Source organism: Emticicia sp. BO119 (assembly GCF_013912375.1).
In the GTDB taxonomy this organism is placed as follows: domain Bacteria; phylum Bacteroidota; class Bacteroidia; order Cytophagales; family Spirosomataceae; genus Emticicia.
In genome coordinates this window covers 53,409-78,810 of sequence record NZ_JACETV010000009.1, presented here as the reverse complement: position 1 = coordinate 78,810, position 25,402 = coordinate 53,409, and the positions used below count along the sequence as shown (strand labels likewise).

At 35.7% G+C, this 25,402-nt stretch carries 20 protein-coding genes; 6 read left to right on the top strand and 14 right to left on the bottom strand.

Going from position 1 to position 25,402, the window contains the following annotated elements:
- The first annotated feature begins 64 nt into the window (after nt 1–64).
- Nucleotides 65–2,410 (top strand): TonB-dependent receptor, encoded by a 2,346-nt coding sequence (locus H1R81_RS23070; protein ID WP_181843117.1) that lies wholly within the window; start codon nt 65–67, stop codon nt 2,408–2,410.
- Between the two features lie 12 nt (nt 2,411–2,422).
- On the top strand, nt 2,423–4,384 hold the full coding sequence (locus tag H1R81_RS23065; RefSeq protein WP_181843116.1) for a M1 family aminopeptidase: 1,962 nt from the start codon (nt 2,423–2,425) through the stop codon (nt 4,382–4,384).
- Nucleotides 4,385–4,396: 12 nt separating this feature from the next.
- On the opposite strand, the gene H1R81_RS23060 is transcribed toward H1R81_RS23065, so the two are convergent.
- The 4 genes from H1R81_RS23060 to H1R81_RS23045 all read right to left on the bottom strand — a co-directional run bounded on the left by H1R81_RS23060 (nt 4,397) and on the right by H1R81_RS23045 (nt 8,339).
- Nucleotides 4,397–5,290 (bottom strand): AAA family ATPase, encoded by an 894-nt coding sequence (locus tag H1R81_RS23060; RefSeq protein ID WP_310588107.1) that lies wholly within the window; start codon nt 5,288–5,290, stop codon nt 4,397–4,399.
- 146 nt (nt 5,291–5,436) lie between these two features.
- A complete protein-coding gene (locus H1R81_RS23055) occupies nt 5,437–6,285 on the bottom strand; it encodes an AAA family ATPase (RefSeq protein WP_229251203.1) in 849 nt (282 codons plus the stop codon).
- A gap of 6 nt (nt 6,286–6,291) precedes the next feature.
- On the bottom strand, nt 6,292–7,323 hold the full coding sequence (locus tag H1R81_RS23050) for a DNA polymerase beta superfamily protein (RefSeq protein WP_181843114.1): 1,032 nt from the start codon (nt 7,321–7,323) through the stop codon (nt 6,292–6,294).
- On the bottom strand, nt 7,320–8,339 hold the full coding sequence (locus H1R81_RS23045) for a T4 RnlA family RNA ligase (RefSeq protein WP_181843113.1): 1,020 nt from the start codon (nt 8,337–8,339) through the stop codon (nt 7,320–7,322). Before H1R81_RS23045 ends, H1R81_RS23050 begins: the two co-directional genes overlap by 4 nt.
- A 101-nt stretch (nt 8,340–8,440) precedes the next feature.
- Between H1R81_RS23045 and H1R81_RS23040 the strand changes: the two genes are divergently transcribed.
- Complete coding sequence (locus H1R81_RS23040; RefSeq protein ID WP_181843112.1) at nt 8,441–9,472, top strand: YafY family protein; 1,032 nt, start codon at nt 8,441–8,443, stop codon at nt 9,470–9,472.
- Between the two features lie 84 nt (nt 9,473–9,556).
- Here H1R81_RS23040 and radA read toward each other — a convergent pair whose 3' ends face one another.
- Nucleotides 9,557–10,936 carry a DNA repair protein RadA gene (gene radA, locus H1R81_RS23035; RefSeq protein ID WP_181843111.1) on the bottom strand — a complete coding sequence of 460 codons (1,380 nt, stop codon included), beginning with the start codon at nt 10,934–10,936 and terminating at the stop codon, nt 9,557–9,559.
- Between the two features lie 243 nt (nt 10,937–11,179).
- On the opposite strand from radA, the gene H1R81_RS23030 reads away from it, so the two are divergent.
- Nucleotides 11,180–11,797, top strand: a complete 618-nt coding sequence (locus tag H1R81_RS23030) for a porin family protein (protein WP_181843110.1) — start codon at nt 11,180–11,182, stop codon at nt 11,795–11,797.
- A 65-nt stretch (nt 11,798–11,862) separates the two neighbouring features.
- On the opposite strand, the gene H1R81_RS23025 is transcribed toward H1R81_RS23030, so the two are convergent.
- Entirely contained in the window at nt 11,863–12,543 is a 681-nt protein-coding gene (locus tag H1R81_RS23025; protein WP_181843109.1) for an NAD-dependent epimerase/dehydratase family protein, read from the bottom strand.
- A 228-nt stretch (nt 12,544–12,771) separates the two neighbouring features.
- On the opposite strand from H1R81_RS23025, the gene H1R81_RS23020 reads away from it, so the two are divergent.
- Nucleotides 12,772–13,242 (top strand): Lrp/AsnC family transcriptional regulator, encoded by a 471-nt coding sequence (locus H1R81_RS23020; RefSeq protein WP_116984584.1) that lies wholly within the window; start codon nt 12,772–12,774, stop codon nt 13,240–13,242.
- A 66-nt stretch (nt 13,243–13,308) separates the two neighbouring features.
- Here the strand turns inward: H1R81_RS23020 and H1R81_RS23015 are convergent, their stop codons facing one another.
- A complete protein-coding gene (locus tag H1R81_RS23015; protein WP_181843108.1) occupies nt 13,309–15,642 on the bottom strand; it encodes a metallophosphoesterase in 2,334 nt (777 codons plus the stop codon).
- 58 nt (nt 15,643–15,700) lie between these two features.
- On the bottom strand, nt 15,701–16,915 hold the full coding sequence (locus H1R81_RS23010; RefSeq protein ID WP_181843107.1) for a lipopolysaccharide assembly protein LapB: 1,215 nt from the start codon (nt 16,913–16,915) through the stop codon (nt 15,701–15,703).
- Nucleotides 16,916–17,054: 139 nt separating this feature from the next.
- On the opposite strand from H1R81_RS23010, the gene hpt reads away from it, so the two are divergent.
- Nucleotides 17,055–17,585 (top strand): hypoxanthine phosphoribosyltransferase, encoded by a 531-nt coding sequence (hpt, locus tag H1R81_RS23005; RefSeq protein ID WP_181843106.1) that lies wholly within the window; start codon nt 17,055–17,057, stop codon nt 17,583–17,585.
- Between the two features lie 44 nt (nt 17,586–17,629).
- Here hpt and H1R81_RS23000 read toward each other — a convergent pair whose 3' ends face one another.
- From H1R81_RS23000 to H1R81_RS22975, 6 genes are all read right to left on the bottom strand, one after another.
- A complete protein-coding gene (locus H1R81_RS23000; protein ID WP_181843105.1) occupies nt 17,630–18,022 on the bottom strand; it encodes a cytochrome c in 393 nt (130 codons plus the stop codon).
- A gap of 63 nt (nt 18,023–18,085) precedes the next feature.
- Nucleotides 18,086–19,366, bottom strand: coding sequence for a sorbosone dehydrogenase family protein (locus tag H1R81_RS22995; protein WP_181843104.1), 1,281 nt, complete (start codon nt 19,364–19,366; stop codon nt 18,086–18,088).
- A gap of 269 nt (nt 19,367–19,635) precedes the next feature.
- Nucleotides 19,636–19,968 carry a DUF305 domain-containing protein gene (locus tag H1R81_RS22990; RefSeq protein WP_229251202.1) on the bottom strand — a complete coding sequence of 111 codons (333 nt, stop codon included), beginning with the start codon at nt 19,966–19,968 and terminating at the stop codon, nt 19,636–19,638.
- Between the two features lie 704 nt (nt 19,969–20,672).
- Nucleotides 20,673–21,515, bottom strand: a complete 843-nt coding sequence (locus tag H1R81_RS22985; protein ID WP_181843102.1) for an endonuclease/exonuclease/phosphatase family protein — start codon at nt 21,513–21,515, stop codon at nt 20,673–20,675.
- A 212-nt stretch (nt 21,516–21,727) separates the two neighbouring features.
- Complete coding sequence (locus tag H1R81_RS22980; protein ID WP_181843101.1) at nt 21,728–22,582, bottom strand: DUF4249 family protein; 855 nt, start codon at nt 22,580–22,582, stop codon at nt 21,728–21,730.
- A gap of 12 nt (nt 22,583–22,594) precedes the next feature.
- Nucleotides 22,595–25,351 (bottom strand): TonB-dependent receptor domain-containing protein, encoded by a 2,757-nt coding sequence (locus tag H1R81_RS22975; RefSeq protein ID WP_181843100.1) that lies wholly within the window; start codon nt 25,349–25,351, stop codon nt 22,595–22,597.
- Nucleotides 25,352–25,402: the final 51 nt, after the last annotated feature.

The window sequence follows — 25,402 nt, the reverse complement described above, 5'->3', positions numbered from 1 at the left end:
AAAAATGTTTAATATTTAAGAATAAAGTTCTGGTATTTCAAGAAAAATTCAAGTCTCAAAGCAGATGTTAAAAAAAATTACCTTATCAGTCATAATCCTTTTTCTTTACTTAAATCTCTTCGCTCAAACTACCCAGACGATTAGGGGAAGAATCATTGATACGAATAACGAAAAACCACTTTCAGGAGCAACCATTGTTTTAAAAAATACTTCACAGGGCACTCAAACTGATGAGAATGGTTTTTTCCGACTTGATAAAGTTCCGGTAGGGCGTCATCAGCTTGAAATCAGTTCCGTAGGTTTTGAGACCCAGACTATTTCAGAAATATTGGTTGAATCAGGTAAGGAAATAGTCTTAGAAATCAGATTACAGGAAACAACCAAACAATTAGGAGAAGCTACAGTAAAAGCCCCTTCGAATAATCTGACTGGCTCACTCACAAGTATCCATTCTATCACAACTGAACAGATATTCCGTTATCCGGGTACTTATCTTGATCCTGCTCGTTTGGCCTCAGCTTATGCAGGAGTAGCCAATTCAAATGATCAGGCAAATGGCATGGTTATTCGTGGTAATTCACCCAATAGTATGCAATGGCGCTTAGAAGGAGTAGAAATTGTGAACCCCAATCACTTAAGTAATGCAGGTACTTTCAGTGATCGAATTACCCAGAATTCAGGTGGTGTCAATATCTTGTCTGCTCAGCTATTAGGCAATATGAATTTCCTGACGGGGGCTTTCCCGGCTGAATATGGAAATGCACTTTCAGGGGTGATGGATATGCGTTTAAGAAAAGGGAATAACCAAAGACACGAGTTTACCGCTCAAGCAGGCTTGATTGGTCTCGATTTAGCTGCAGAAGGCCCCCTGAGTAATACCAAAAAGAATGGTAGCTATTTGATCAACTATCGCTATTCATTTACTGGTTTATTAGGCTTGATAGGAGTAACTTTTGGTGGTGAAGACATTACTTTTCAGGATTTATCATTCAATGTTTCTTTACCGACCAAAAAAGCTGGAACATTTACAATTTTTGGTATGGCGGGGCTAAGTAGTAACTATTTTGCCGGACAACGGGATACTACGCTGTGGGAAGTACAAAAGGATGGCTTCGATATTAATTATACCAACAAAATGGGGGCTTTAGGGGCAACGCATAGTAGGATTATTGGAGATAAACTCTTATGGAAGACTACCCTGGTAGGTTCAGGCTTGGAAAGCGTTCGTAAAGGATATGTATTAAGTAAAAGTAATTTTCAAAGATACCTGACCCAATCAGATAGCGTTTCAAAAGGTAGAATTTCTCTGACCAGTTCATTTAGTTATAAAATAAACTCTAAAAACCTATTGAAAGTAGGTGCTTTTATCACACATCAATCTGATGCTGTTTATTCGATTGCGAGTGATCAATCGGCTAAAGGAACGGGCAAAGGTTTTGTGCTTCAGCCCTATTTTAACTGGCAGTTTACTCCAGTTACAAAACTTACTGTAAATATTGGTTTACATTATCTGAACTATACAGTTAGTAAATCTCAGTCTGTTGAACCCCGCATATCTGCGGGCTATCAGCTAACACCAAATCAAACTGTTAGTTTTGCTTATGGTTTGCATAGCCAATTGCAATTGCCACAGATTTATTTTGCTTATAGTACACAATTACAAAATACACCAAATATCTCACTTGATTTCACTAAAGCCCATCATTATGTACTAAGCCACCAGTATTATTTTAAACGAGGTTCATATCTGAAAACAGAAATGTATTATCAGAAGATATTTAATGCTCCTGTTATTACAAATCCGGCATGGGTAACTCAAAAAGTTGACCCGGGCTTTTCGACACTTAATTTAGTAGAAGGTTTCATAGATGAGCCACTACAAAACAAAGGTACCGGACAGAATTATGGTATTGAAATTACTTATCAGCAATATCTTACAAAAGGATTTTATGCGTTAGTAAATGGTACGTATTATAACTCTACATATATAGGAGGGGATGGTGTTAAAAGGAATAGCCGTTATAATGGAAAGCATATTTTTAATTTGACAATAGGTAAAGAATGGGAATATAGCAAAAATCGTATCTTAGGAACAAGTATCAGAATTATATGGCTTGGCGGGTTTTATGAAACACCTATTGATGAACAGGCTTCACAATTAGCAAGGAGAGCCGTCTATAAAATTACAGAAGCATTTACGGTGAAACAACCTGACTATTTCCGTCCTGATTTCCGTATTTATCTGAAAAAATCAAAACAAAAATATTCGCGAACTTTAGCCTTAGATATGCAGAATATAGCCGGTTATAAAAATACTGCCTTTAGTTATTATGATATTTTACAGAAAAAAGTCGTTAAACAATACCAGTTAGGTTTAATACCCATTTTAAGCTATCGTTGGGAATTCTGATAACAAAAACACATGAGAAATCCATTTCTGTATTTAGTGCTTATTTTTTATCCTTTATTAGGTTTGGCTCAGACGAATGGCGGAATCAGCTGCGCACAAGCCAAGCAAAGTTCATTTGCCAGAAATGCCCGTTATATGCAATTAGCCTATCCGGGAGATGATAAAATAGATATAGGTTACTATAAATTGAATCTTGACATTTCTTATGCTCAAAGGTATTTGAAAGGAGAGGCTACCATCAGTTTTAAGCCAAAATCTACTATATCCAGCTTCTTTTTAGATTTAAAGAATACGCTTAAAGTAGATTCTATCAAGTTAGGAGCAAAGAAATTAGCCTTTGCTCAGGAAACTGCAAAGGTTAATATTACACTCGACAAATCTTATACTGAGAATCAAGCCGTTACTGTTGACATATACTATCAGGGCAGCCCGGTTGCATCGGCATTTGGTAGTTTTACTTTTGGTTCTCATGGAGCAGCACCAATCGTATGGTCATTAAGTGAACCTTATGGTGCTCCAGACTGGTTTCCTTGCAAAGATACCCCGGCAGATAAGGCAGATTCATCTGATGTGTGGATAACCATGCCGCTTGGATTTGTTTCTGTATCAAATGGCGTTTTGACAAAGAAAATAGATAATAGCAATGGCACCAGAACTTATCAATGGAAAAACCGTTATCCGATTGCTCACTATCTGATTTCAATCTCTTGTAGCAATTATACTGAGTATAAAAATTATTATAAATACTCTGCTACGGATTCAATGGCCGTAACACATTATATCTATCCAGAGAACTTCTCCTCTAATGTAAGAAATCAATTAGACCAGACACCATTTATGCTTAAACTTTTCTCGGATAAATACGGACAGTATCCGTTTATTAAAGAAAAGTATGGGCATGAGCAATGTGGCTTTGGGGGCGGTATGGAACACCAGACCTGTAGTTCGATGGGTAGTTTTGAGAGCAGTCTTGTTGCGCATGAATTGGCGCACCAATGGTTTGGTGATAAGATTACGTGCAAAACCTGGGAACATATCTGGCTTAACGAGGGGTTTGCAACATTTAGCGAGGCTATCTATGCTGAAGCTATAGGTGGTAAAACCGGGTACCAAACCGCTATTAACAGCGATATGTTTTATGCTAAAAGAGCAATTGGAAGCCTGTTTGTAAAAAATATATCAAACGAAAACGAGATTTTTGGTTTTAATCGTACTTATGCTAAAGGTAGTGTGGTATTGCATATGTTACGTGGGATAGTCGGAGAGGAGAAGTTTTTTAAAATCCTGCAAAACTATCTGGTTTCTCCTTTAGCCTATAATTCTGCTACCACAGAGGATTTTCAGAAAGTAGCAGAACAGACTACAGGCTTGAATTTAGACTATTTTTTTAAGGAATGGGTTTATGGTGAAAGCTATCCAAAATATACTTATGGATGGACTACCGCCAAAACTGCTGATGGTTTATCAATTCTAAGTTTAAAAGTAACTCAGACTAAAAATACCACGCCCGAATATTTTTTAATGCCTGTTGATATAAAGATCATTACTTCACAAGGTGAAACTATTACTACTGTTTTTATAGACAAAGCCACTCAGGATATTGATATTCCAAATATTAAAGGTGATGTAAGTCAGGTAATTTTTGACCCGGAGAATAAGATTCTCAAAGAAGTAACAGAAGTACAAATTACGCCGACAGGTAAAGAGCCTATTAGTGAATTGATAGATTGGAAAATCTCTCCCAATCCAACTACAAATGAGGTGTTTGTTGATTTTACTTTGAAGCAGAATACTGTTGCTCAGATCACAGTCTTTGACGTGTTGGGTAGAAAAATAAAAGAGCTTCCAGAAGAGAAACTAAGTGCAGACAGATATACCAGAAGTATTAAATCAAATGATTTGGTGGCAGGTAATTATATTGTACGTATAAGTTTTGGTCAATATTCATTTGCCAAAGTTTTAGTAGTGAGATAGGATTCTACCTCACTAAAAATCTCCATAGTTTACTTGTAAACACGGTAATCCTAAATCTAAACGCCACAAGTCAACTACCTGATTACGGTCGTCTAAGACAAATTTTACATAATACTTACCTCTCACATAAGTTTCATATAATTCTTTTTTAACTATTGAATCCTTACGTGAATCTCCGGTTGCCCGCATATATAAAGCATCATAAGTGATCCCATTACATTCCAGCCAGTTTATGGTTTGCTTTCTGGCTTTTTCTTCTCTACCTGACATAAAAATCACTTTTGTACCTAATTGATGATAAGTTTGTACAATATCTGCCACAGGTTTATTCAACAAATCTGTCTCGCAGCGTTCGGCATCATAGGGGCTTCTTGCATGTAAGATAGCCAGTGTACCGTCTAAATCACATAAAATAGCCGGTGGCAGATTATCGTCCTGCGACTGATAATATGGTCCTCGCTCATTTTTCAATACGTGTTGTCTGTACATTTTCATAATCACCTCCCTCCCTACTTTTTTTTCTCTTGTTTCATCTCTTGCCAATGATTCCTCCAGTGAAGTCATCATTTCCTTGATTTCTATTCTTACTTCATCGCCTGTATCTTTTCTATATTTCTCTACCACTTGTGTGATACGCTCAACTGGTCGGTCTGATAAATTGGTATCATCAATTACTATATGATGCCCTGTTTTCAGGGCTTCTATCAACATCATATCCCGCACTTTTTCTACAAATTTTTCGTTATGCGTAGTATGATGCGAATTATCTAACATGGCACGTAGCTCATCTTTATTCAGACGTTTCCATATACCTCTTTTTTCATCTAACAGCTTTCTGGCAAAAGTAGATTTCCCGCTTGCAGGCAATCCACGCAATATTAACACGGTTTTCATTTCGTTTGTTATAGTTATTCGTTGTCGGGAACTGGTAAAGACAATTTGTTTATCTCATCAATCATCTTACTCATTCTGTTTTCCCAATTTCCACTAATACTTACATATTTAACTTGTCGTTTGTCTAATTCGGTTTTAAAAGTCTGATACATCTCTGCTCACCGATGGCCTAAATCACGTAACGGATCATCTACCCATTTCACATCTATATCAAGCAAAAAATATAAATCATACTTAATTTGTTGCTCTAATACTGGCAGTATCTCTGGTATAAAACCCAGATAATGTCTGGCATAAATCTGCGTAGTTATGAGGTCAGTATCACAGAATAGGAGTTTATTAGCTACTAATGTCTGCTCTTTTACCAATTCTGTTTGTCTTTTTCCTATTGTAATGATTATATCTTCATCTATATCATTAGATTTCAAAACCTGCCGTGCAGCTTCGGGTACAAAAACTGTATGATAATATTTTGCCAATTTCTGGCTTAAAACTGTTTTACCTACACTTTCAGGGCCATAAAGACATATTTTCTTAACAAAGTAAGGGCGAATCACATTTGGTATAAAGTCCCAATAGGCAAGAGGATTTTGTCTGATTTTAGTAGCTGAAACAGGAACCAATTCACGTGCCTTATCGAATAGAATACAAGGTAAGCCTAAGTGAAACGATAAAGGCTCACCGTATTCTTCAGAACAGAAAAATCCTTCAATATCAGGAAATTCTCTACGGATAAACTCAGCCCAAAGTTTGGTTACTTCAAAAAGAGGTAAAGTCTCGTCGTGAAAATCATCAATCTTTTCTACCAACGTAACGTTGGGCTGTTCTTCAAAAATCTTTTGTAGCCAGCCAAAACGTAAACTATGGTCAATTGGGTCATTGGGCATAAAACTCATTGAAACGATTACGTGTTTGCATTGAGATTTTGCAAACTCAATCAAAGCCAGATGCCCTGAATGAACAGGCATATATTTTCCGAATACGAGACCTTTTTTTAGTTTTGTCATTTAGTTTTATATTACCGCATGTCTCACTTTCAACAATAGCTCATTGACAAAATCTCCATCTACTTCCTTAGGCAAATCACTCTTTTCAAATAATTCATTCAGTTGTATAATCTCTTCTTCTGCTCTTTGCATAAAAGCCGCTAAGTCAATTTCTCCCCGCCTGATTTTCAGCAATTCTTCTGTATTGGGGTGTCTTACATTGATAGTTTTCTGAGTAGCTATTTCAATTGCCATGTCTAACAATCTACGGCAATGCAAAAGGTTTTTACCATCTATCTGCTGTTGATGATTAGCAATATCTACATAGCGTTGTACATTCCTGTTTTTCAGCCAGGTTTCATATTCCACATAATCTTTACAATGCGATGAATACCCCTCCTGGTTGAAACACATTATACTCAATGGCTTCTCCCCTTTTGGCACAGAACTGCGTTTTACATCATTCCCTTTCTCTGAGACAATACCTTTATATCCCAACTCTCCTGTACTATCATAATACAAAGCATAGCAATTTTTGAAATGATTTAAGGCTACTAAACCACATTTATCTGCCGATAAGTTGTTTCTTTCAAGAAAATATAGCAAAGGCATTGTCTTGCCTTCTTCATAAATATAACAAAAGTCAAAAGGTGTCTTTCTGGTTATCTTCGCATTCTCCCAATTCATTTTCTTTTCTAAGCCCTTAGCCTTACTAATCTGGGCTATGGCATATCCGCCGAAAGAATGCAGGCATTTTTGCGTTAAAAACTTGTCCCTGTTTTGTATAATTATATCAAAAGCGGGGTGCTTTTCAACAATACACTTTGATGGCATATACAGCAACTCCAACATTGTTGGATTGGCAGATTGAAGCAATTGCAAAAAACGACGCACCTCAAAGTAACATTCGTCTTTTGATATTTCAATCTGCTCTTTATAATTAAACCCTATCAGCTCATCTACTGATTGTGCATATACACCTTTATAATCTATGTCCGAATTAGCTGTATTTGTTCCGTATGCCTGACTCCCTACTATGGCTTTCAATAAAATTTTCATGTCTCTATAGGTGTTGCGAAAGGTCTTTCAAATTTTGGTCTGATCATTTTCCAGATAATCTGGTCATAAGGTTTATCCTCCACCATCTTAAACAAAACAGCCGGATAGCTACAAGTCTGGTAGTAAATGGCATTTTCCTTTCTTGTGTCGAACAGTTTAAATTCACTTTTAGCTTTTGCTTCAATGGCTTTAAAATTATCGACTAATTGCTTCTCAGTCATTTTTACCCAATCATAAAATTCATCTGGCACTCTATCTAAAATATCTGTCAAGTCATTTCCTTCTTTCAGATGCTCCCAGATATTAGTATTTGATACACGAGTAATAATCTGATGCACTCTTTGATATTCAGCAAATTTCACTTTCAGGCGCAATCCACCCGCAAACCGGATAACATATCCTTCTCTGTTATTCTCTTCCAATTTCTTTAACTGATACAAATCATTGACACCATCATATAGCTTTACTACTTCAAAACCAATTTGTTGCAAAGGGCATTCTTCTCCGGTCTTTGTATCAATGACACCTAACAAAACCAAAGCTCTGGTATTGCCATAGTTGACCACAATACGATTTTCAGGATAGATAATTTCAAACAAATAGGTTTTAGTTTTATCTAATAGAGGGATTGAAGCAGCATATTTATTATGCAGCATTTCGGTAGCTACCTTAGCCTGATTGCTATTAAATGAGCCTCTGGTAGCAATATAAGGAATTTCATCAACCCAATATAATATTCCCAACGAACCATCCATTTTTTCATAGACCTCAAAAGATTCCTGTGGAATCAACTGATTTTCTACTTCTCCCCAATTAAAGAATTTCCTGAATGGACGAGCTATGATTTCATACTCTGCATTCATGATCAAGCCACGACAAGCCAAAGTCCATTCATTCCAGATCTTATCATACTGGGCTTTGGCTGAATAATTATAAATATACAAATCAGCATGATTATGCTTTTGTACATTGATATAATCTTTGGCAATTAATTCATGAAGTGCTTGAATGGTCATCTTGTTTTCGTTGTATGCTACAAAATAAAAAAATCACTACGCAGCATATTTGCGTAGTTGAAAATAATTTTATTTTTTTGTCTAATATATTTAATAACCCTATGCCTGCTAACCGAAATGCCCTTGTACGCTATAAAACTATTGATGCCTGTTTGAGAAACCGACAACGAAAATGGACTTTAGACGATTTAGTTGAAAAGGTTTCCGATACTTTATATGAATATGAGGGTATTGATAAGGGCATTAGCATAAGAACAATACAGGCGGATATTCAGATGATGAGAAGTGATAAATTGGGCTACTTTGCACCAATCATTGTCATTGATAAAAAATATTATACCTACGAAGACCCTAAATATAGCATCACTAACATCCCTATTTCTAATGCAGATTTAGGTAGAATGAATGAGGCTGTTGAATTATTAAAACAATTCAAAGGTTTTTCTCATTTTAATCAACTAAATGAAATAGTTCAGAAATTAGAAGACCATGTGTATGCCGCTGCTCATAAAAAACAATCTGTTATCAATTTTGAGAAGAATGAAAACCTGAAAGGGTTATCTTACCTCGATTTGCTGTATCATTCTATTGTGCAAAAGAAAGCAGTTGAATTGACCTATCAGTCATTTAAAGCACAGGAAGCCAATACGTTTATCTTTCATGTCTGGTGGTTAAAGGAATTTAAAAACCGCTGGTTTGCTGTAGGAGTTCGTGGTGTCAAAAAAATTATCATGCATTTGGCTTTAGACAGGATCCAGTATTTATGCCCTGATGAAAAAACAGACTATATCGAAAATGATCTGTATGATTCTGAAACCTTTTATCAGGATGTGATAGGTGTAACAGTTTCAACGGGCTTAAAGGCGGAAGAAATCACTTTATTTGTTGCCAATGAAGATGCTCCTTTCGTAGAGACCAAACCACTTCATCATTCTCAAAAAATCTTAAATAAAAATAAAGATGGCATAACTGTGCAAATCAAAGTACAGATTAATTTTGAACTTGAACGGGAGATTTTAGGCTTTGGAGATAGAATGCAAATAATCTCTCCGGCAGCATTCAAGAAGAGAATTCATGACCGACTTCATAGAAGTGTAAAGAATTATGAAACAAAAAACTTTATACAAAGTTAAATCATGTTTATAGGTTTTAAAGAACCTGTCTAAACCTATTTCTAAGGTGTAAACAGGTTCAACCCCTGGCATTTTATTATTCATTTATCCAAATAACTCGCTGAAAACTTCTTCTAATTTGCTGGCAGCAAAAATTTCTATTTTATAATTTTTCGTATTCAACCCTTTCAGGTTATACTTTGATATAAATATCTTCTTAAAACCTAATTTTTCAGCTTCTGATATACGGTTTTCTATTCTGTTTACGGCACGCACTTCACCGCCTAAGCCTACTTCTGCGGCAAAACAATATAGATGTGGGATACTGATGTCTTCGAATGAAGAAACGATTGAAGTACACACAGCTAAATCGATAGCAGGGTCTTCTACTTTTAAGCCACCTGCAATATTCAAGAACACATCTTGGGTACCCAACCTAAACCCGCCTCTTTTTTCAAGTACTGCCAATAGCATTTGTGTACGTCGGCTATCAAAGCCATTGCTGGTTCGTTGAGGTGTGCCGTATGTGGCTGTGCTTACCAGCGATTGAATTTCTATTAATAATGGACGGTTACCTTCTAACATCCCTGCAATGGTAATCCCACTTAAATCCTCTTCTCTTTGAGAAATCAGAATTTCTGATGGGTTGCTTACTTGTCTGAGTCCGTCACTTTGCATTTCGTAGATACCTAATTCAGAAGTGCTTCCAAAACGGTTTTTAGTAGTGCGAAGTATCCGATAAGTCATATGCCTGTCACCTTCAAATTGAAGTACGGTATCAACCATATGTTCTAATACTTTAGGGCCTGCCAATGACCCGTCTTTTGTAATATGCCCTATCATAATAACTGGTGTATCTGACTCCTTAGAGAACTTCATTAGCTCGGCTGTACATTCCTTTACCTGCGATACACTTCCAGCACCCGATTCGATTAAAGGAGAAACAAGCGTCTGGATAGAGTCAATAACTACAATATCGGGCTCGGTTAATTCTATTTGACGGAAAATGTTGTCTGTGGCGGTTTCATTCAGAATGTAACAGCGTTCATTCATAAAACTCATGCGTTCGGCGCGCATTTTTATCTGCTGCTCACTTTCTTCACCTGATACATATAAGACTGTGTAGTCTTTCAGGCTCAAGGCAATCTGCAACATTAATGTCGATTTCCCGATACCTGGCTCCCCTCCAATCAGTACCAATGAGCCGGGCACAATACCGCCTCCCAATACTCTATTCAGTTCCCCATCGTCTGTAATAATCCGATATCTTTCATGTTTTGAAATCTCGGTAAGGGTCTTAGGTTTATTAGCTGTCTTAGGTGCACCTGATGAAGTAAATTTCCAGTTGCCTTTTTCGGGTTCATCTTTACTGACTACCTCCTCTACCATTGTATTCCATTCGTTACATGAGGGGCAACGTCCTAACCATTTAGGTGAATTATATCCACAATTCTGACAGAAATAAGCTGTTTTAACTTTAGCCATTGAATAATTTTTTAAGAATTAAAAAGTTTATGCGGATACATTAATACGATATATGTTCAGACACTTATAAATATAAAAAATAAATTGATAACAATCAAGATAGAAAATCTGTTAATGTTTCGTTAACCAAATACGATTGATAGGTTACTACACGTTAATCCATTAAATCCGGACGCAAATAAGAGAGACTATGAATTAATATGTACACTTTAAGTCGTTACTAATCATTTAATTAAAAACATCATGAAAAAAATCACAATTCTTAGTCTGTTTGCTTTATTATGCTCTTTTTCAGAATCCATCGCTCAATCTGGTTTTGGTATTAAAGGGGGCATCAATTTCAACAAGGTTTATACTGATGCCGGTTCATTGAACAATAATATCAAAGAAAGTTTAGATACACAAACCGGCTACGTTTTAGGTGCTTTTGGAAGAATCGGCAATAAAGTTTATCTACAACCAGAGGTGCTCTTTGCCCAAAGAGGTGGCGTTGTGGAGACAACTCAATATGGTAAGGTAAAATTCAAATACAGTAATATTGATGTGCCTGTATTGGTAGGTGTAAGAGTACTTAAATTTTTTCGTATTATGGGTGGCCCGGTAGCTACTTTTAAATTGGATGAAGACAAGAAATTAAGTGAGTCAATAAAAAGTTATACCTCAGGTAGTTTTGATGATGCCATGAAAAAAGCAACCTTCGGCTACCAGGTAGGTGTAGGTGTTAAGATATTAGGATTTGATATTGATTTAAGAAAAGAAGGAAGCTTGTCTGAAATCTCGCAATTAAATCTACAAGGTAATTCTCAATTCAGTCAGAAAGCCAGCGGATGGCAAATCACACTGGCATTGAAGATTATATAAGATATTACAGAAATGTAACTGTTGGTTAACCCGAGAAAGTCTCTTTTTTTGAAGAGGCTTTTCTTTTATCGGGCTGCCAGTTTTTTTATATCACTAACCTCTAATATCTGTTTTTCATAGCCTTTTGTTACAGAATTAATCATAGCCACACCAATTTCTTTCAATTTCACAACGGAATTGGGTGAAAAAAGTCGGATAATAGGAAACAACCAACTGAAATACTTATAGTAAGATAATACATTTTTAAGTCCCTTAGTCGCTTCAATAGCACCTGGTCGGAAATTATATACTTGTTTAAAAGGCAGTTTCATTAAATCGTTTTCGGTTTTACCTTTTACCCTTGCCCACATCATCCTTCCTTTTTCTGTAGTATCAGTACTTGCTCCTGAAACATAGCAAAAAGTCATATCGGGGTTTTGTTTAACGAGTGTATTGGCTACATGTAAAGTTAGTGCATACGTAAGTTTATAATATTCGTCTTCTTTCATTCCTACAGACGATACACCAAGACAAAAGAAACAGGCATTATAGCCTTTCAATTGCTTTTCAATAGATGAAAAATCCTGAAAGTCTTTATGGATGATTTCCTTCAGCTTTGGATGCTGAATACCACTGGGTTTTCTGTTAATAATTAAAACCTCTTCAACATTATCGTGTAAAAGGCATTCGTGTAGTACTCCCTCTCCTACCATACCAGTTGCACCTGTTACGATTGCTCTCACTTTTGTAGCTGTTTGTTTGCTCATAGGATATCTGATTTATATGGAATGACCATTTATAAACACTTAAATAAATGATTACATTCCATGTGGAAGAATCTTTTCTTCAAAACATCATCAAGTACTGACTTTTTGGATTTTACTAAAAAAAAATTTTCTTTTTTGGTAAATATTCGGTATTTTATTATGTTTTTACTGGAAAAACCAATAGCTTTGCACCAAATAATATTTTGCACTTCAAAATAACTATAAACAATGAGTATTAATAAACTCGACCCAATCGACCATAAACTTCTGGAAATACTCCAAAGTAATGGCAAGATTACCAACGCACAGCTTTCAAAAGAAATTGGTTTATCTCCTGCACCCACGCTTGAACGCGTAAAAAAATTAGAATTATCTGGTATCATCAAAAGCTATCATGCCCAAATAGATAGAGAAAAAGTCGGCTTAGGTGTTATGACCTTCGTTCAGGTTTCTTTATCAGGCCATAGAAAATCTATAACGGATGCTTTTGTTGAGAAAATTTTACGGGTTCCTGAGATAATTGAGTGTCACCATGTTACCGGTTCATGCGATTTCTTATTGAAAGTGATTGCTAAAGATATAAATTCATATCAGAAATTGATTATGGAAACTATTAATGAAATAGAAGAAGTTGCCAATACACAAACAATGGTGATTCTCTCAAGTTTCAAAGATAGTCAGGTACTACCGGTGCCTTGAAAATATTAACATTAAACAAAAAGCCTTTTTCTACATAGAAAAAGGCTTTTTGTTTAAATAACTTTCTTACATTTTGGTGACTTTTCTACTTACTTTCAGTGAAGAGGTTTTTAAATTAAGCACATAATCTCCGGCTGGAATATCCTGTAATGAAATAATTTCTCTTTTATCAATTATTACAGTTTTATTCATTATTTTTTTCCCCTTTAAATCAATTAGGGTAACATGGGTCTTTATTGGTTCTGCAGTCTGGTTTTCAATAATTAAATCTCCATAAGTCGGATTTGGGAAAATTGAGAATACCTTTGTGCTTTCCTCTTCTATAAACAATGGAGCCAATATAGAGACTTTCGATCCATTGGCTGCAATTATTCCATTTCCGCAAACATTTGTCAGACTCTCTAAAGTATAAGTAGTGGCTTCAATGGGTTTAACTTTGATAGTTACTTCGCTATTTTGAGTAGTAACTTCCGGTAATTGGCTCAGTTTATATATATATGGTGGCGTGCCTGTAAAGCGAAGTGTTAAGTTTATAAGCGTATCAAAAGGAATAGTTTTTTCGCTTATAAATCCACCTGTAGCTGGCTTATTCAGTCTAAATTCTTTACTTGGTCTCTCATCAAAAAAATCTACATCAGGTCGAATTCTGAATTTATAGTTATTACCCTCTTTTAAACTATCTGATAAAGCAAATCGTATCGGGCTTTGGGACGCTTTAGCTAATACTAAAGGCTTCTCAAATGAACCATTGGAATCTGATAATTCTAATGAATAGTTCCATTTCTTAATATCTGTATTTTGCACAGTAAAAGCCACACTTAAAGGCTGACCCGGGCAAACTGACGTTAGGCTGAAGTCGGTATTGATAACAGGCTGTGGAGTAACAGTAATAATAAAATCATCTTCTAAAAAACCTAAAGAGTCTTTTACTATTACTGTTTCAGAATTAAAAGCCTGATAATCTATCTCATCATCTTTTTTATTGCCATTTGACCAAATATGACTACCTTTCCATGAAGAATTCAGATGAATTTTTGAGCCATATTCTGCATGTAAATTCTGTCGCTTATTCACATTTTTGAAAATTGAAAAATGGTCTCTTTCCACGTTGTCAGCACATATCCATCTGCCGTCTAAGCGGTTACTATTGACAGTTAATAATAATGAACCTCCAATGGATATATTTGAATAAATTGACGATGGATGCACATCATGAGAACCATTCCAATCCAATCTTCCTGCTGACCCAACTGTACAATAAATAGTTCCTTCATCTTTATTTATAAATGGCTTTGAACCAGGTTCTGCATCGTATTTACCATTTACTTTTTGGATTACATGAGCATCATAGTTAAAAGACATCGAATGCCCTGTATGGCCCTTCATTAAATAAGAACGCTCATAAATATGACTATGCCCGGTCAATACCAAATCAACTTTATACTGATCAAAGAGTGGCACAAGATTTTCTCTGATGTATTGTAGTTCAAGTTCAGCATCTGAATCATGCGAACGTTTGGTATAAGGCGGATGATGAAACATTACGATTGTCCACATTGATTTATTGGCAGCTAAATCCTGTTTCAGCCATTGATACTGCGGACTTTGTGGTTCGTATAATCTTTTGCCGTTATCAAAACCATCTGAATCCAGAGAAATGATATGAATATTGCCATAATCATACGAATAATAAGCCTTTTGGTTTGAGGGTATCCCTCCCATTTCTCCTTTACCCGGAACACTAATAATATCATAATATGGAATTTTTCTATCGCTCCTACCTGTAGGGCTGGCAAAATATTCATGATTTCCGGGTGAGGGGAAAAAAGCAGTATTACCAAAAATACTTGATCCGTAAAAATCAAATACCTGCTTCTGATATTCTGCATCAGTGCCACAGCAATAGGCATTATCCCCTAACCACAACCATAAATCAGTAAAATCAGGGCGATTTTTTAGATAACTTTCTCTGATACCTTTCTGAGTCTCCATGTAAATCTGGGTAGATTCGTCACCAAAATCACCCATAGCCCAGATATGAATCGGACGATTACTGTACTTATCGGGGCCTGTAATAAAATAAAAATCCTTACCCGATGCCAAAGTAGTTGTAGAAGTACCAACTGAATAATGATATCGGGTGTCTGCCTGCAGATTTGTTAATTGAATAATATGTTCAGTAGTGGACATATCATCAGAAACAATAACTGTTTGCGTAGAATCTTGCTGATAAAACTTAACCAGACTTCCCACCGCAAGGTTTGTCCGCCAACGGATAATCACACCTTTATTACTCAGTTGTTGCAGATAAGGCCCTCTTGTAATAATTTGCGCTTGAAGAGTTGGAGCAAAAACAAAAAAAAGGAGAAATACTGGTAAATAATTTTGGGCTTTTTTCAAAACAATCTATTTTTTGTCAAAAATACAGCCATCAGTTTAAACATCCTCCTCTTTTGATTTATTTCTTCTTTAGAGTTTTCATCAACTTCCTGATTTCATCTATTTGTTTTTTTGCTTCTTTATAGTTGTCAGATTTTTTTTCAGCATTATCAACTACTATTGAAAAATATTGAATTGCTCTTGTATAATCTTTTTCTGAAGCGGCCATTTTGCCCAAAGCTATATTGGCTCCTAAAAAATAACCTGAATCTTTTACCTTGCTTTGTATGGCAAAATCAATCGTTTTTTGATAGTATTCCTTCGCCTTAGCCATATCATGGCGGTAGTTCATATTTATGTAGGCCAATATATATGCTGCATACCTACCTGAAGTAGCTTCATAACCAGGTTTCCCTGAATTTACATTATTAAGTAATTCTTGCGATAAAGTCTCTGCTTCGTCTGCTTTACCCAAAACGAATGCCGTACGAGCAGCATAACGATGAAAAAAAGAATTATTAGGATACATACTATGCATTTGTGAAGCCGTATAGTAGGCTTTCTGATGCTGATTTTCCATTGAATAAATCTGCATCAGAAAATATTTAGCCTCCATACGAGTATAGAAGGCATTCTGGGCTACATACTCCAATTGCTTAATTCCTTCATTTTTTACACCCTTTCTAAAAAATACTAACATGGGCTTCAAAGATGGATAATTTTCTGGAATCCATTTAGAATAATAATTATATAACCCATCTCCAATTGCCAATTCAGGGCTAAAATCACCAAACCCTCGGCATTTTTCCAGATATTTCATAGCTTGTTTGCTTGCCCATGCTGCTTTAATCCAGTTTTCACGCTCCGAATGCAAACGTCCTTTAACAGCATAAGCAGCAGCCATAAAAAACGCTGCCTCTTTGTCTTCGTTGTCATCATCTAACATATCATCCGCCAGGTCAATAGCCTTGTCCATATTATAGAAACAGGCATCATCATATTGCTCATTTTTACTATCCGGTAAAATTTTCCACCATTCATTCAGACCAATTAAGAAGTACCCGATCGGATGCTCAGGATACTTCACTATAAGCCATTTAAAATCGCGTTCAGCTTCATCATAATTAAAATTGTACATATTATTAATGGCCTGTGTAGTTTCTATCTGAATAGCGCGGTTCGCTAACAATACCTCATGATGTTTTTTCTTGGTACTACCACCGAACCACGAGAATTGTGCCTCAGCTACCTGCACCACCAACAGCAAAATCAACCAGCTATATTTTAATTTCATTTCTATCAATTTTTCAGATTAACGAAGGGAACAAAAACAAAATTGTAAAACTTAAAATTTTCTTAAAATTATTTTTATCCACCAAAATTACTAAATTGCAACCGTTATACAGGCAATGTTTGTTTACCATTAATTATTTATGAAACAAATCAAAGACAAAAACTTTGTTCCTTTCATTGAATCACAACTTCTTCAAGCGCGTATAAAAGAACTTGCCCAATTATTGAACAAAGATTATGACAGAAAAAATCCCTTATTGATCGGCGTTTTAAACGGCTCTTTTATGTTTATAGGAGACCTGTTTAAATCAATCGAAATTGAATGTGAAGTAACCTTCATTAGAGTTGCTTCTTATCAAAGTACTACATCAACGGGAGAAGTAAAACAGATATTGGGATTAAAAGAAGACATCAGAAACAGACATGTAATTATTGTGGAAGATATTGTAGATACAGGCATGACTATGCAGGAAGTACTTGGCCAGTTAGCCTCTCAAAAACCGGCTTCAATCAAAATCCTGACATTACTATATAAACCTGAAGCGCTAAAAGTACCTTTAAAGGTCGATTATATAGGTTTTGAAATCGAAAATAAATTTGTAATAGGTTATGGTTTAGATTACGATGGTTTTGGGAGAAACTTAGACGCCATCTATGTTGTGCAAGAATAAAATTAAGTCAGAAATAAAAAATATGGAAAGCCCTATTCTAAAATCTATGGTTTTTTCTTTCTCAAAGATTTCACCTCTTCTTCTTTAATAGCATCAGAAGTATTTTCAAAATTAGACCTGATGTAAGTAAGCACATCAGCAACTTGTTTATCTGTCAGAAAATTATGCGCTGCCATTACCCTATTATAGCTTTCACCATTTACTTCAATTTCTTCTTCCAAACCCTCTAAAATCACTTTTATCAACCGGTTTTTGTCTCCGTTTACCCAGTCAGATTTTCTTAATGGAGGGTTGAGGTTAGGTACACCTGTTCCATCTTCCTGATGACAAGGTAAACAATATTGAGTATAAACTCCTTTGCCATCTAATAATTTTGGTGTTTGAGCAATGGCGGTCTGGATACATAAAACTAAAATAACTACTACTCCTTTTTTCATGAATTGATAAAAAATAAAACCTTACAGGTCTTGTTTCCTTAAGGTTTTCCTCCATTTAAAATACTACTGGTTATGCATTACTCTCCAGACTTTTCCTTTAACTGAATCGGTAATATACAGTGAGCCATCAGGACCTTCGGCTAACCCCATCGGTCGGGCTTTTGCATCACCAGGGCTCTTGATTTCAGCACCGCCTGCAAAGTTCTCAGCAAATACCTCATAAGGGCCTGATGGAATTCCATTTTTGAAAGGTACAAAAGCCACAAAATATCCAGCCTGATTTAGTGGAGCACGGTTCCATGAACCATGGAAGCAGATAAATGCTCCATTTTTATACTTAGCAGGAAACTGGCTTCCATGATAAAATAATACATCATTGGGCGCCCAATGGCCGGGGAATCCCATAATAGGCTTTTTAGCTTTTGTATAGATTTTCTTACCATCGCCACCATATTCTGGACACAACATCATTTGTTTTTTCTCAAGGTCATAGTAGCTGTATGGCCAACCGAAATCATCGTTCTTTTTTACAGACAGGAACTCTTCGGCAGGCAGTTCAGCACCTTTTTCTGCTGAAAACATTTCAGGAAAATGTTGAAACAACATATCTCGCCCATGCTGTAAGGCATACAAAGTTTTGGTATTTGAGTCCCAATCAAGAGCAACAGCATTACGAATACCTGTGGCGAAACGTATGCCATCTTCTTGTTTTTGATTGAGTTTATCTGCTTTAAACTGCCAGATACCCCCATTTTTTTCCAATAATGGACAAGGATTCATACCTGGTGACCCTTTCTGACGGTCTTTCTCCTGACAAACGTTCGATGGCGCACCAATAGTTACATAAATATTGCCACTCTGATCAAATGTAAAAGGTTTAGATTCATGTTGTTTTAAATCGGGTAATCCGGTAATAACTGTTTCCGGATTTTTCTTATCGATTACATTGCCGTTAGCATCTAATTTATATCGGAATACCTCTGAATTTGAAGATGCATACAGGTACCCATTATGAATGTCTATCCCTGTACCTCCATAATTACCAAAATATTCAGTTTCATCAGCTTTACCATCACCATTAGTATCTCTCAATACAGTAATTCCTTTCTCATCTTTAGCATTGCTGTTTTTGATATAAATTGTGCCATTGGGTAATACCTTAATATGTCGGGCTTTACCAGTAGCTTCAGAAACCACTACCGCACTAAACCCGGAAGCCAATGTAATACCGCCATTATTATCGTCAGGCTTGATTTTAACAATTCTGGGGTTATTATCAAAAAAGGCACTGGTAAGCAGAAATACACAGATTGCTACGCTTAGGGCTAAGATTGTTTTTTTCATTAGTCTATCACTTCCTACAAAAGGTGCTGTCTCTACACCTAAGGAAGATTTTTAAGGTTTTTTTCATGTCCGGAGACGATGATAGACATGAAGGGTTGAATCATTGAACGGGTAATTTATAACACACAAAAGTAAAAATTTGTTACAGCTTAGTGAGCAAAATAACTTGATTTTATCAACCTTACAGTTTTTTCAAAAATCTACCCATTTATTCTATAAAGCCAATTATCTATATTGAATAATCATAACGAATATCCAAGACAACTTTATTAATTTTCTTTATCCATCCTATCTAAAATTTCTTTCATCTGTGTTATTTCCTTTTTTTGACCTTCTATTATTTCGTCAGCAAGCTTTCTTAATTCCTTATCTTTAATTTGGGCATGTTCGCTGGTCAAAATGGCAGAGGAATGGTGCGAGATCATTGCTTTCATATATTGTTTATCCTCAATAAATGTTTGTTTTCTTAAAAATGTTAAAGTAATGCCAAAACCAATAATACAAATCAAAATAATTATACTATTTAATTTCTTATTTCCATACATTTTAGACATGAAGAGTAACATCAAGATGCCCATTGGTAAAGTCATAAGTAAGGCCATATAAAATCTGGTAGTACTCACATAAATATGATTAAGTTGACTTACATTTAAAAACATTACAGCATACATGATAATAAATGACAGAGTCAACATAAAAAATAACTGGTTATAATTATTGTTTTTCATGGTAAATAATATTAAAAGTTGGAAGATAAACTATTTTTGAATCAGAGTAATAAAATTAGTTATTGAATAACAGGGTTTGAAAAAAACTGCACTCTATGCTATTCTTACTTAATAATTTCAGATACTTGATATTGAAAAAGTTCTGTACAGAAAGAGATTTCTCGCTTTTGAGGTGAAATTATTCTTGATAAAACACAAAAAAGGTAATTAGTCAAATTATTCTGGTACATACCCCTTAACAAAAGCTATCTATATAACCAATACAACACCAGATTGTTACTTCATCTTTCTAATTATGTTCGTTAGAAGCATTGGCAAATTAAATCTCAAATATTCATTATAAGGCTTTGGCAGAAGTTTGACAATGAATAATATTTTCCTTGAACTGCTACTCCTTATCATTAAGTAATACATAATTCTTCTAAAAGCAGATAAAATTAAAAGAGAAATAATGTTAATTGAAGTGCAAAAAGAAAAACTCATGAAACAAATATTTGGGCTTAATGCAAACTCCATGAATAAAAAAATGGTTATTTTCAATTGATGAAAATAACCATCTAACAAAATTGTTCTGATAATTAGTTGATTACTGCTTTTATAACCACTGGTTGGTGGTCAGACGGATAGCGTTGGTCTTTTGCATCAGTCAAAACACCATATTTCAAAACGCTAATTCGTTTATCAGTAAAAATATAATCAATTCTATTTTTCATAGGAGCATCAAATTTAAAGGCATTGAATGTTCCTTCCGGGCCATATGGCGGCATTTCGCTTACGCTTCGTGAATCGTTCAAAATAGTCTGGATTTCCTTCACTTGTTCAGTATCTGGCAAAGAATTCAAATCCCCTACACATATCACAGGTGCATCAGTGGCTATTTCCTGTATCTTTGTTACCATCAATTTTCCTGATTGACGGCGGGCTTCAACGCCTTGGTGGTCAAAATGAACACTAAAGAAATAAAAGTCTTTTTTTGTTTTAAGGTCTTTAAATTTAGCCCATGAACATATTCTGTTGCAACAGGTAGCATCCCAGCCTTTACCCGGTTTTTCCGGTGTTTCGCTCAACCAGAAATTCCCGGATTTTAAGACTTTGAATCTTTCTTTTCTGTAAAAAATAGCCGAATGCTCTCCAGCCTCTTTGCCATCATCACGTCCTGCTCCTAAAAAAGTAAAATCCTTCAATTCTGCAATATCATTCAATTGTCCGCGTAAGCCTTCCTGTGTTCCAAAAATATCAAACTCATGAAAATTGATTAACGCCTTTACAAATTCTTTCCTGTTGGGCCAGGCATTTACTCCATCATTAGCTGTATTATATCGTAGGTTGTAGGTTGCCACATTAATGGGCGTATTTTTCTGGGAAAAAGCTGTGGAAGCTAACATGAAGCCACAAATGAGAAAAATAAAACTTAATTTCATAGTAATTGGTGCAGGTTTTATTGGTTGAAAATTGAATCTATCAACAGAAAATCTTTTTTCTGTATCTTTCACAAAGTAAATCATAGATTTGCAATTCTTATAAAAAACTACCATTAATTTCCAGAACCTTTTCTTAATAATTTCATAAAGATAAAAGGGCTGGCAACGCTATTTACCAACCCAGTATCTATCTATATACCTATTAAAAAGCTTTAATTTTTCCCTACATTGAGTTTTAATGTATCAGCATTAATACCCGTAAAAATCCCTAAACCATTTGTTATACTTGAAGGAGGCGTACTTAAATTCTGAGTTGTTGTACCACTTGACTGATACAACGCCGAGTAATCTGGATTAATCCGATATAATATCACATCATAATTTCCGAAATATTCAAGACTTTGGGGTTGAATATTATTATGAGTTCCTAACAAAGGCTCGTTCGTAAATCTGAATCTGAAAGCAGGAAACTCAGATCCGGTTGGTGGAATAATAATTTGTTGTGGTTCTTTTTCAGTATTTTCTACCGCTATAAAGTGATAAACATTTTCAGGATTACTCCATGATAATTCAACAGGTGTATTATCAATTCCACCAAAGCCTCCGCCCGGTCCTCCGGGGAAACCCCCATTCGATAAATCCACCTGTGTTCGGTATATCTGATGAGTACTGATATTAAAGCCAGCGGGTTTTTCAGGAATTTCTGTTTCCGCACTAACAATTCTGCCTTTATATTCAAACTCCATTTTATATTTGCTTGGTGCTCCTTCTATTATTTCATTACTATCTGAAGTGTATAAACCACTTCCAATAGATTTCAGACTGAATATTTTCCCGTTACTACCTGTAATCTTTATCGTGAGTCCATCTATAGGCTCCGAAACACCTTCCGATGTTTCGGCATAAGGTATTTCAGTAAAAACTTTCAGGCTAACCGAGTGTCCGGGTGCAAGGTAAGCTTCTACTATAGGTTTCTCTCCCGGGTTTACAACATCATTTGTATCCGTACAACTGGAAATAAAGGTCTGAATCAGTAAAATAAATAGAATATTAAATATCTTTATCATTGTCTTAAAGGCTTATTTGAGTTTCCACGATACCGTTACATTAGGGGTAAAACCAAGGTAATTAACATTTGTTGTTTGTAATACTGTCAAATCATCATCCGTAATTACCTGAAATCTCTTATACCATACATTGGTGTGGTTGTATAAATTGAAAACTGAAAAACCTATATTAAATCTTGGGCTAAAATTGTATGTTGCTGAAATATCCATCCGATGATAAGCAGGGAAACGATTAGCGTTTTTATCAGATGGGTTAGTGAAATTTCTGACAGTTCCGTCTAAAAGTGTAACCTGATAGGCTCCTAAAATAGAAGTATAAGGGCGGCCGCTTGAATAAATCCAGGTAGCCGCAAAATCCCATTTCTTGTATTTGTACGAACCTATGATTTTAAACTGATGCCTTACATCCTGGTCTGAATAATAGGGCTTATCTGAAAAAGCTGCAATACTGCGTTTAGCTTCTGCTAAAGTATAGCCTATCCAGCCATTAAAATCACCAAATTTCTTTTGTACTAAAACGTCTACACCGTTAATAGTTTCATCACCATTGAAAAAAGTTTCACTGGCCGCCAACATCCTGTTTAGCTGAGGTACAAATCTTAGCGTGTATTCCGTAATATCTGTACTTTTTTTCTGGTAGAATTCAACATCAAACAAGTAATCGGAAGTTTCATAGCTACCCCCAATTATCAGGTGCTTTGAACGTGTAACAGGAAGTGTTGTAGAATTAGATAATACCCAGAAATTCCGGTTCCCTTGTGAAATATCTTCACGATTAATTTGCTTCACAAACTGGTAATAGATGCCTGCCGCTCCTTTTAGTTTAAGTTTAGGACTAACATTGAAATTGGCTGAGATTCTCGGCTCAAAATAACTCTTTTGAGTCACACTAAAATACGTCATTCTGATACCCGGATTAATATGTAGTCTGGCATCAAAAACCCTTACCTGGTCTTGAATATAAGCCGTATAAAGGTTTCCTGTATCATCTCTATCAAGAACTTTAATAGTATCATTCTGGCTGTACGTATATCTAATAGTATTTCTCGTAGCCTGTAAACCAAAATCAAACTGGTTATTCGGTATTGGCTTCCATTCAAAATCTACTTTGGCAGTAATGTCAGTTAAACTATTATCTTCAATTTGCCCTATTCGCACATCTGTATCTACACTATCTCTGGTAATGGTCATCAAACGACTATTATCCCGGTTACTATAATAGTTTGAATAACTAATTAAAGCATTACTATAGAACTTCTCATTCCATTGTCTTGACCATTTCAGACTTCCTCCTAAATTCCCCCAGTTAGAAATATCATTTGTCGCAGTATTAAAACCCCTTCCTCCAAATCCTCCCCCTCCTCCCGGCCGGCCGAAACCTGTCAGACTTGAACTACTCGAATTATCCATATTGTCAGTACCATTGTAAAGGCTCAGTGAAAGGATACCAGTTTTAGTAGGACGAAAAGTAAGTTTTGAATTTAAATCATAGAAATAAGAACTTGCTACTTGCTCTTGACCGAAAGAACCAAACGGATTCCGACCTGTGCCGCCAGGTAAGTTACCCATTGGTGTATTCTGGTTGGTATTTTCGGAAGTAAATCTTTCAAATAGTTTTTTATAAAGTGGCCCCTTCCACGAACGACGTGCAGCTATTAAAAAAGTCCATTTATCGCCAATTGGTGTTTCAATATATCCGTTGGCACTTAGCAGACTCACATCGGCTCCAGCATTAAATTCTTTTTTGTTGCCTTCTTTCCCTGTTATCTCTGCAACAGCCGAAATTCTTCCTCCAAACTTGGCATCGAACCCACCTTTATAAAGCTGAATATCTTTGATAGCATTATAATTAAAGGCAGAAAAGAAGCCGAAAAGATGATCAACATGATAAACGGTAAAGCCATCATATAAAACCAGAGTCTGGTCTGGAGTTCCTCCTCTTACATATAAACCTGAAGACGATTCATTTGATGCACTCACACCCGGCATAAGCTGAAAAGCCCGGAAAGGATCTCTTTCACCAACATTAGGTAATCTGGCAATATTGCGTGGAGTCATTTTAATCATACCCACTACTTCATTTGCTTTTAGCACTTCTGTTTTCTTTTCTGTAATAGTTACCTCTTCCAGTATGCCCGTAGCCGGGTCTATCTCAATTTTCAAATCTTCCATATTTAGTTTTGGATTCAAATGAAACTGGCGGGTAACAAAACCTACATAGCTTACTTCAAGTGTAACTGTATCTGACGGCACTTTTAGCAAAGTAAAATATCCATCAACGTTAGTCTGGCTACCAGTTTTGGCGTTTTTAATAGTTACAGTAGCAAATGGCAGGTTCTCTCCATTGGTAGCATCAACTACCCTGCCGGTTAATGTAAAATCGATTTTAATTGGCTGTCCCTCGAATTTAAAATCAGCTATTGTCTCAATTTTTTTACTTTTACCTACTATATGTATTACATCGTTTTCATCCAGATAAAATTTCAATGGCAGTTTTTTGAAGATAGCCTTCAACCCTTCCTGAAAGGTTTCATTAGCAAACCAATAGGTAATATTGTAGGGTTTTAGTTCAATCTTATCATATACTATTTTAATTGGATACTTTTTTTCCATCTCTGCCAGAACATTGGCTAAAGGAATGTTGTTAAAAAATTCATCTTTGATTATCGGGTTATTTACAGTCGATTTTTTTGAATTCTGTGCATAGGCTTCCTCTGCAAGGCAAATCCATATTACAATTAATGAAAAGTAGGATAGTCTTTTTCTCATATAGGCGATTTGGTCTGTTCATTGCTAAGGACGCAAACGCCACAATTTCAG